General features: G+C 73.9%; 8 protein-coding genes. 5 read left to right on the forward strand and 3 right to left on the reverse strand.

The genetic code is table 11. The annotated features are described in order from the left end of the window. Positions 1 to 274: 274 nt before the first annotated feature. Both ACFWJO_RS36675 and ACFWJO_RS36680 read right to left on the reverse strand, forming a co-directional pair. Complete coding sequence (locus ACFWJO_RS36675; protein WP_386872401.1) at positions 275 to 1,579, reverse strand: DUF3152 domain-containing protein; 1,305 nt, start codon at positions 1,577 to 1,579, stop codon at positions 275 to 277. A gap of 362 nt (positions 1,580 to 1,941) precedes the next feature. Next, positions 1,942 to 2,922: an alpha/beta fold hydrolase gene (locus tag ACFWJO_RS36680; protein WP_386872403.1), complete on the reverse strand. Its 981-nt coding sequence runs from the start codon at positions 2,920 to 2,922 to the stop codon at positions 1,942 to 1,944. Positions 2,923 to 3,064: 142 nt separating this feature from the next. On the opposite strand from ACFWJO_RS36680, the gene ACFWJO_RS36685 reads away from it, so the two are divergent. The 4 genes from ACFWJO_RS36685 to ACFWJO_RS36700 all read left to right on the forward strand — a co-directional run bounded on the left by ACFWJO_RS36685 (position 3,065) and on the right by ACFWJO_RS36700 (position 5,077). Then, complete coding sequence (locus tag ACFWJO_RS36685) at positions 3,065 to 3,280, forward strand: hypothetical protein (RefSeq protein WP_386872405.1); 216 nt, start codon at positions 3,065 to 3,067, stop codon at positions 3,278 to 3,280. A 338-nt stretch (positions 3,281 to 3,618) separates the two neighbouring features. After that, positions 3,619 to 4,278, forward strand: a complete 660-nt coding sequence (locus ACFWJO_RS36690; RefSeq protein ID WP_384421192.1) for a TetR/AcrR family transcriptional regulator — start codon at positions 3,619 to 3,621, stop codon at positions 4,276 to 4,278. Positions 4,279 to 4,415: 137 nt separating this feature from the next. After that, entirely contained in the window at positions 4,416 to 4,643 is a 228-nt protein-coding gene (locus ACFWJO_RS36695) for a DUF3107 domain-containing protein (RefSeq protein ID WP_384421190.1), read from the forward strand. A 164-nt stretch (positions 4,644 to 4,807) separates the two neighbouring features. Then, on the forward strand, positions 4,808 to 5,077 hold the full coding sequence (locus ACFWJO_RS36700) for a hypothetical protein (protein ID WP_309548381.1): 270 nt from the start codon (positions 4,808 to 4,810) through the stop codon (positions 5,075 to 5,077). A 6-nt stretch (positions 5,078 to 5,083) separates the two neighbouring features. Here the strand turns inward: ACFWJO_RS36700 and ACFWJO_RS36705 are convergent, their stop codons facing one another. Then, a complete protein-coding gene (locus tag ACFWJO_RS36705; RefSeq protein WP_386872408.1) occupies positions 5,084 to 5,815 on the reverse strand; it encodes a ferritin-like fold-containing protein in 732 nt (243 codons plus the stop codon). 534 nt (positions 5,816 to 6,349) lie between these two features. Here ACFWJO_RS36705 and ACFWJO_RS36710 point away from each other — a divergent pair. Further along, positions 6,350 to 7,750, forward strand: a 1,401-nt coding sequence (locus tag ACFWJO_RS36710; RefSeq protein ID WP_386872409.1) for a DEAD/DEAH box helicase, incomplete at its 3' end; no start/stop codon positions are given.

Consider the following 7,750-nt stretch of genomic DNA (forward strand, 5'->3'; position numbering starts at 1 on the left):
AAGCAGCGCGCTGAGGGGGAAACCTCTTTGTGTTGGTGGGGGGGGTTGGGTTCGTTTTGGGGTGCGGGGGGCGGGGGGGGGGGAGGGGGGGGGGGAGGGGGGGTGGGGGGGGCGTTTTTTCCCCCCCCCCACCACCGGAAGGGGTGAATGCACGTAACTTTCCCACCCCGGTCGCGTTCCGTCGCGCTACGGGGCGGTTCGGTCACCCTCGGTCAGGGTGGGGGGTGGGCCGGCACGGGCGTGCCCCAGGGGCCGCCCGACGGGCCGGCGGGGATCAACTCCCGGGGTGCACCCAGGGGTTGGGGCGGCACTCGATCCCCTCGATGTCGAGCGACTTCGTCTGCTGCTGCATGACCGGCGCGAGCGCGCCCGGCGTGCGGCAGCTCACGTGGCTGTGCCCGAGCCGGTGTCCGACCTCGTGGTTGATGAGCATCTGACGGTAGGCGTGCATCGCGTCCGGCCCGAAGGTGTCCGAACCCTGCGCCCAGCGGAACGCGTTGATCATCACGCGCGCGGTGGACGCCGAGTCGCAGGACACGTTGTCGACCGTGGTGTCCAGACCCGACTTCCGGCACCAGTCGCCGGTGGTCCCCGGGCTGGCCAGGGTGATGACCCACTCGGGCTCGCCGCTGGAGATCCGCTCGAAGGTCATCTCGCCGTTGCCGGCCCAGCTGCGCCGGTCGTTGAGCGTCTTCTGCACCGCCTGGGCGAACAGCGCGCCGTCGAGCCCGAGGCCCTGCTCCACGTCGACCCGGTAGCGGATCTTGCGGCCCTTCCCGGGCGCCTTGTCGAACCCGGGCACGGCCTCGAACCTGCCCGAGCCGTGCAGCTTCGGGTCGATCGGGAACTGGCGGGCCATCAGCTGTTCGTACGTCGGCGGCGCGGACGGCGTCGCCGACGGGGTACGGGCGGGACGGTCGTCCGAGCGGGAGGCCGGGCTCTCCGCACCGGCCCGGTCGGCGGGTCCGTCCGCCGCCTGGGCCTGCGGCGCGCCGCCGCTCCCGCGCTCGGCGACCTGGCCGGCCACGACGACGGCGAGCACGGTGGTGATCGCCGCCGCGGCGATGCCGGTGAGGGTGCGTCCGACGCCGCCGGACCGCGTGGGCTGCCGCTCCCCGGCGGCCTCCTCCGCACCGGCCCCGGTCCCGGCGCCCGCCGTCCCCTCCGCCTGCTCCCCCGGCCGCCGGGTCGGCGCCTCGCGGCGCGGCCCGGGGATGTAGGGAGCGGCGGGCACGGCGGTCTCACCGGTCTCGTCGTGGACCGGATGCCCGCCGCGCACGAAGGAGCCGTCGGCGTCCGGGTCGTACGGCCCCTGATAGCGCGGCGTGCCGTGCATCGGCGTGTCGAAGACGGGCGCGGGGCGGGTCGCCCCGGCACCGTAGGCGGGGATTCCGTGCGCCGGGGTGCCGTCGTACAGAGGAGTGCCGTGCGCCGGGGTGCCGTCGTACAGAGGAGTGCCGTGCGCGGGAGTGCCGTCGTAGGCGGGAGTGCCGTGCGCCGGGGTGCCGTAGCCCTGCGGGACGTACCCCTGGCGGCCGTGGGCCTGGGGGCCGTACGGGCGCGGGGACTGCGGCGGCATCGGGGCCTGGAAGCCGGCCGGGGGCCGGGAATCCGCCTGACGGCGGGGGCCTGCCGGGGGCCTGGGGCCGGTCTGCGGCGGGGGCGCGGGCTGCGACGCGGGCGCCGTCCGGGTCTGCGGCGCCATGGGATGCCGGGAGGCGGCCGAGGGCTGAGGGGCCGGCGGAGTCCGGGGGGCCGTCGGGTTCGGGGAGCCCGCCGGGTTCTGGGGAGCCATCGGGTCCTGGGGGGCCGTCGTCGGCTGCCGGCCCTGTGACCTGCGGCGTCGCCCCGTCCCCGGGCCCGGCCTCGCGGCCTCCTGCTGCCCGGTGTCGGCCACCGGGGCAGCGGCCCCCTTGCGACTATGTCGTCCCACGGTCCGGCTCAGCTCCCGCCCTCGGCCGCGACCCGCGCGGCATCGGTGATCAGCTCCCGTACCGCCGCGGCGACGGTCTCCGGATACTCCATCATGGCCACGTGCCCGGCCTCCGGAAGCGTGAGCAGCCGCGAGCCGCGGAACGCGGCGGCCGCCCGGCGTGCCATCCGGTAGCCGACGAGCTGGTCACGCCCGCCGTAGACGAGCAGTGTCGGCGCGAGCACGCGCTCCGCCTGCCGCCACAGCCCGTGCTGGCCGCCCAGCGTGTACGCGTCGACGATGCCGCGCGAGGAGCGGGCCATCGCGTCCCAGAAGTACGGCAGCTCCAGGCGCCGCTCCATCTCCTCGACGGCGTGCCGGAAGCCCTCCTCGCTGACCCGGCCGGGATCGCCGTAACAGAGGGCGAGCACTCCGCGGACCCGCTGCTCGGCCGTCCAGCCCTTGGTGAGCCTCGCGAAGAGGGGGGCGATGCCGGGCAGGGCGAGCAGGGCGGTCGGCCAGGCGGTGCGCTGGGCACGCAGCTCGGGCAGGGCCGGGGAGATCAGCGTGAGGGTGCGGACCAGGTCGGGCCGGACGGCGGCGACCCGGGTGGCGACCGCGCCGCCCATCGAGTTGCCGAACAGGTGCACCGGACCGCGGCCGCCCGCGTCGAGCAGCCGGATGACCGCCCGGGCGTGTCCCGTGACGGAGTAGTTGCCGTCGTCCGGCGGCGGCGAGTCGCCGAAGCCGGGCAGGTCGACCGCCTCGCCGTCCACGACGTCCGCGAGCAGCGGCATCAGGTCCGACCAGTTCTGCGAGGAGCCCCCGAGGCCGTGCACGTACAGCGCGGGCGGCAGACCGGGCCGGGCACCGGGCCGGGAGCGCACGCTCAGGGTGAGCCCGGGCAGCGCGACGGAGCGCAGTCGCTCGCCGTCGGCGACCCGCACGGCGCGCGGCCGGGGCGCGGGCGGTGCGGCGGTCCGGGTTTCCGGCAGCTCGGTCGAGGACATGGCAGCGATATTACGAGACGATCACGCCCGGACGCGTGTGTGTGGCGTCACAGGATGGGGTGCGCCGCGCCTGAGGAACTCCTACGCTCGGAGTGAGGGTCACGGACAGGACCCGCGGACCCGCCCCGCCGGAAGGAACCGCATGACTGTCGACCCGGACGAGCCGGACACATTCGCCGAGAAAGAGGACGACGTGCTCGACGAGGAGATCCCTGAGGCCGACGCGGCCGAACAGCACGCCGAGCTGCAGCAGCGCGAGGACGAACCACTCAGCCAGATCAGCCGGGACGCCGCGAACGACGCGGACGCCGCGGAGCAGGCGCGGGTCGTGGCGCTCGACGAGGACGACTACCGCTGACGGCGCCGCTTCCCCCAGCGTCTGCGGACGCATGACCTCACGGACGTATGAGCGGTGCCGTCCTTCCCGCGGTACGGCCCCCGGCGACTCGGCGGGAGACCCGGCGAGCCCGGCGGGCCGCCCGCCCCGTACGGGTTTTCCCGGCGCCGGCCGCACCGCGGACGGTCTCTCGCGCCCTCGTCCGGGTCGATTGCATGACCATCTCGTTGCCCGCCGCCTCTCGCCCCGGGCGTCCGGTCCGTGAAATTCTGCGTTCGCAGCGCGCACAGCCGGGTTACCCAAAAGTACGATGGCGGCGCGACGCCAATGCGCGCACAGATCGAACTTTGGGAGGCGGCGTGAGCGCCATCGAGCAGACAGAGGCAGCACGCCCTCGGGGCACGCGCCTGCCGCGCCGTGCCCGTCGGAACCAGCTCCTCGGCGCGGCCCAGGAGGTGTTCGTCGCCCAGGGGTACCACTCGGCGGCCATGGACGACATCGCCGAGCGGGCCGGAGTGAGCAAGCCGGTTCTCTACCAGCACTTCCCGGGCAAGCTGGAGCTCTACCTCGCCCTGCTCGACCAGCACTGCGAAGCGCTGCTCCAGTCGGTGCGCACGGCCCTGGGCTCCACCACCGACAACAAGCTCCGGGTCGCCGCGACCATGGACGCCTACTTCGCCTACGTGGAGGACGAGGGCGGCGCCTTCCGGCTGGTCTTCGAGTCCGACCTGACCAACGAGCCGGCCGTGCGCGAGCGCGTCGACCGGGTGTCGCTGCAGTGCGCGGAGGCCATCTCCGACGTCATCGCCGAGGACACCGGCCTGTCGAAGGACGAGTCGATGCTGCTCGCCGTGGGCCTCGGCGGCGTCTCCCAGGTCGTGGCCCGCTACTGGCTCTCCAGCGAGTCCCCGGTCCCCCGCGACAAGGCGGTCGCGCTGCTGACCTCGCTCGCCTGGCGCGGCATCGCGGGCTTCCCGCTGCACGGCGCGGAAGGCCAGCTGGCCGCCGAGGGTCACTGACGCGCCGGCCCCGCGGGGCCGGGTGTTCGCTCTTGGCGTGGCCCGGCCGCGCCGTTTCCGTCCCCTTACCGGGCTAATGTGTGGCGAGTACGGCGCGGGACCCACGCGCAAGGCTGACGGTTCGGAGGGACATAGCCGTGGAGGTCAAGATCGGCGTGCAGTACGCACCCCGGGAGATCGTGCTGGAGAGCGGGCAGTCCGCCGAGGAGGTCGAGAGCGCGGTGGCCGCCGCACTGTCCGGCAAGTCGCAGCTGCTCAGCCTGACGGACGAGAAGGGTCGCAAGATCCTGGTTCCGGCCGACAAGATCGCGTACATCGAGATCGGCGAGCAGGCGGTGCGCCGCGTGGGCTTCGGCGCCCTCTGAGGACATCCCATGCGTGAGGCCCGGTGGACTTCGGTCCACCGGGCCTCACGCATACGCCCGAACGCCCACGTCAGGGGGTACGGGGAGGATTGTCATCACGAGTGACCGGGTAGGACGGGTGTGACCGAACTGCCCGCCCCGCACCCCACGCGAGGTGATTCGCCGTGTTCCTGGAAGCCCTCGGTGCCGCACTGCTCGGATTCGCCCTGGCCTGGGCGGCCGTGCACCGGCTCCCCGATCGCCTCCCCGCCCGGGTCGTCGTCCTGACGACGGGTGCGCTCGGCGGTGTGTTCGGCGCCCTGGTGACCCACGGGGCGCTCGGCCCCGGGCACTTCCTCGCCACGCTGATCGGCGCCGTGGCGGTGGCGGCGGTGCTGCTGTCGCTGCTGCTCCGTCCCGCCTCGCGCCGACTGCGCCGATCAGCCGCGGTCTGACTGTCCTTACGCGGCCAGGCCGAGCGCCGCCATCCGCTTGGTGTGCGCCTCGGTGATGCGGGAGAACATGCGGCCGACCTCCGCGAGGTCGAAGCCCGCGGCCATCCCGTCCACACCGCCCACCAGCATCGTCGACAGCGCGTCGCGCTCGGCGACCACGCGCTGCGCCTGCGACAGGGCCTCGCCCATCAGCCGGCGGGCCCACAGCGCGAGCCGTCCGCCGACGCGCGGGTCGGCGTCGATCGCCGCGCGGACCTTCTCCACGGCGAAGTTGCCGTGACCGGTGTCGTCGAGCACGGACAGCACCAGGGCACGGGTGTCGGCGTCGAGCCGGGCCGCGACCTCGCGGTAGAAGTCGCTCGCGATCGAGTCGCCGACGTAGGCCTTGACCAGGCCCTCCAGCCAGTCGGACGGCGCGGTCTGCCGGTGGAAGTCGTCCAGCGCCCTGGCGAAGGGCTCCATCGCGGAGGTGGGCTCGGCGTCCACGGCGGCGAGCCGGTCGCGCAGCTGCTCGAAGTGGTGGAACTCGGCGGAGGCCATCTTCGCCAGCTCCGCCTTGTCCGCGAGGGTCGGCGCCAGCTTGGCGTCCTCGGCGAGCCGCTCGAAGGCCGCGAGCTCGCCGTAGGCGAGCGCGCCGAGCAGGTCGATCACGGCGGCGCGGTACTGCGGCACGGCGGAGGCCGTCGCCCAGTCCTGGGCGGCGATACCGGTGGGTGTGGCGTTGTCAGGCGTCTCCATGAAGCGCACAATAGCCCGCCCCGCCGGACGCCCGGGGCCCCGGTCGGACGGCGTTCGGCCCCCGGTCCGGGCCCGGAGGGCCCGCGTGGGCCGCCGGTCGGCGGATGTGACCCCGGCCTCGCCGCGAATTCTCCCGACACACATGCGCGAATCCGGGGTACAGTGGTATTGCGCCTGCTGAGTATGCGGACATGCTTTCGCACGTTCGGACGTACCCGGTGGGCCGACTGATGAATGAGGATGCCCGGTCGGTGGCCCGATCGGCTCCGGCCCGACAGCCCTTCCTGCGGACCCGCGGAGGGGTCCCTCAGCGGCACGACGCTCGAGCGACGGCAGTGGTCCCGCGCCACCTGACGGTGATCTTCCCGACCCCGTCGGCGGTTCCCGGCACGGTGAGACCCCCTTCGTTCGCCTCGCGCCGCGTCTCACAGAAGAGGCAGCACCCTGACTACGTTCCGAGACCTCGGGATTCTTCCCGAGACGGCCGAGGCCCTCGAGGCCGTCGGTATCGTTTCCCCCTTCCCCATCCAGGAGATGACCCTTCCGGTCGCCCTTTCCGGCACCGACGTCATCGGCCAGGCCAAGACCGGTACGGGCAAGACCCTCGGCTTCGGCCTCCCGCTCCTGGAGCGCGTCATCGTCCCCGCGGACGTCGAGGCCGGCCGGGCGCAGCCCGAGCAGCTGACCGACGCCCCGCAGGCGCTGATCGTCGTCCCCACCCGTGAGCTGTGCCAGCAGGTCACCAACGACCTGCTCACCGCCGGCAAGGTGCGCAACGTGCGCGTCCTCGCCATCTACGGCGGCCGGGCCTACGAGCCCCAGGTCGAGGCGCTGAAGAAGGGCGTCGACGTGGTCGTCGGCACCCCCGGCCGCCTGCTCGACCTGGCCGGCCAGCGCAAGCTCGACCTCTCCCGCGTCAAGGCGCTGGTCCTGGACGAGGCCGACGAGATGCTCGACCTGGGCTTCCTGCCCGACGTCGAGAAGATCATGAACATGCTTCCGGCGAAGCGCCAGACCATGCTGTTCTCGGCGACCATGCCCGGCGCCGTCATCGGCCTGGCCCGCCGCTACATGTCGCAGCCCACGCACATCCGCGCCACCTCGCCGGACGACGAGGGCGCGACCCACCGCAACATCGCGCAGCACGTCTTCCGCGCCCACTCCATGGACAAGCCGGAGATGGTCGCCCGCATCCTGCAGGCCCGCGGCCGCGGCCTCGCGATGATCTTCTGCCGTACGAAGCGCACGGCCGCCGACATCGCCGAGCAGCTGGAGCGCCGCGGCTTCGCCTCCGGCGCGGTCCACGGCGACCTCGGCCAGGGCGCCCGCGAGCAGGCGCTGCGCGCCTTCCGCAACGGCAAGGTCGACGTGCTCGTCTGCACCGACGTCGCCGCGCGCGGCATCGACGTCGAGGGCGTCACGCACGTCATCAACTACCAGTCCCCCGAGGACGAGAAGACCTACCTGCACCGCGTCGGCCGCACCGGCCGCGCGGGCGCGAGCGGTACGGCGATCACGCTGGTCGACTGGGACGACATCCCGCGCTGGCAGCTGATCAACAAGGCGCTCGAGCTGGACTTCAACGACCCGGTCGAGACGTACTCCAGCTCGCCGCACCTCTACGAGCAGCTGGACATCCCCGAGGGCACCAAGGGCATCCTGCCGCGCGCCGAGCGCACCCGCGCCGGCCTCGACGCGGAGGAGCTGGAGGACCTCGGCGAGCCCGGCGGCCGCCGTGGCCGCGGCCCGCGCCAGGAGAAGGCCGAGGAGCGCCCGGCCCGCGCCCGTACGCCGCGCCAGCGCCGTCGCACCCGCGGCGGTGCCACGGTCTCCGACGAGGCCGTCGCCGCCACCGAGCAGACCGCCGCCCCGGCCGCCGCCGACGCGGCCGACACCGCCGAGGCCCCGGCCGGCCCGCGCTGGCCGCGCCGCCGC

The organism is Streptomyces sp. NPDC127092 (assembly GCF_042722475.1).
GTDB lineage: Bacteria > Actinomycetota > Actinomycetes > Streptomycetales > Streptomycetaceae > Streptomyces.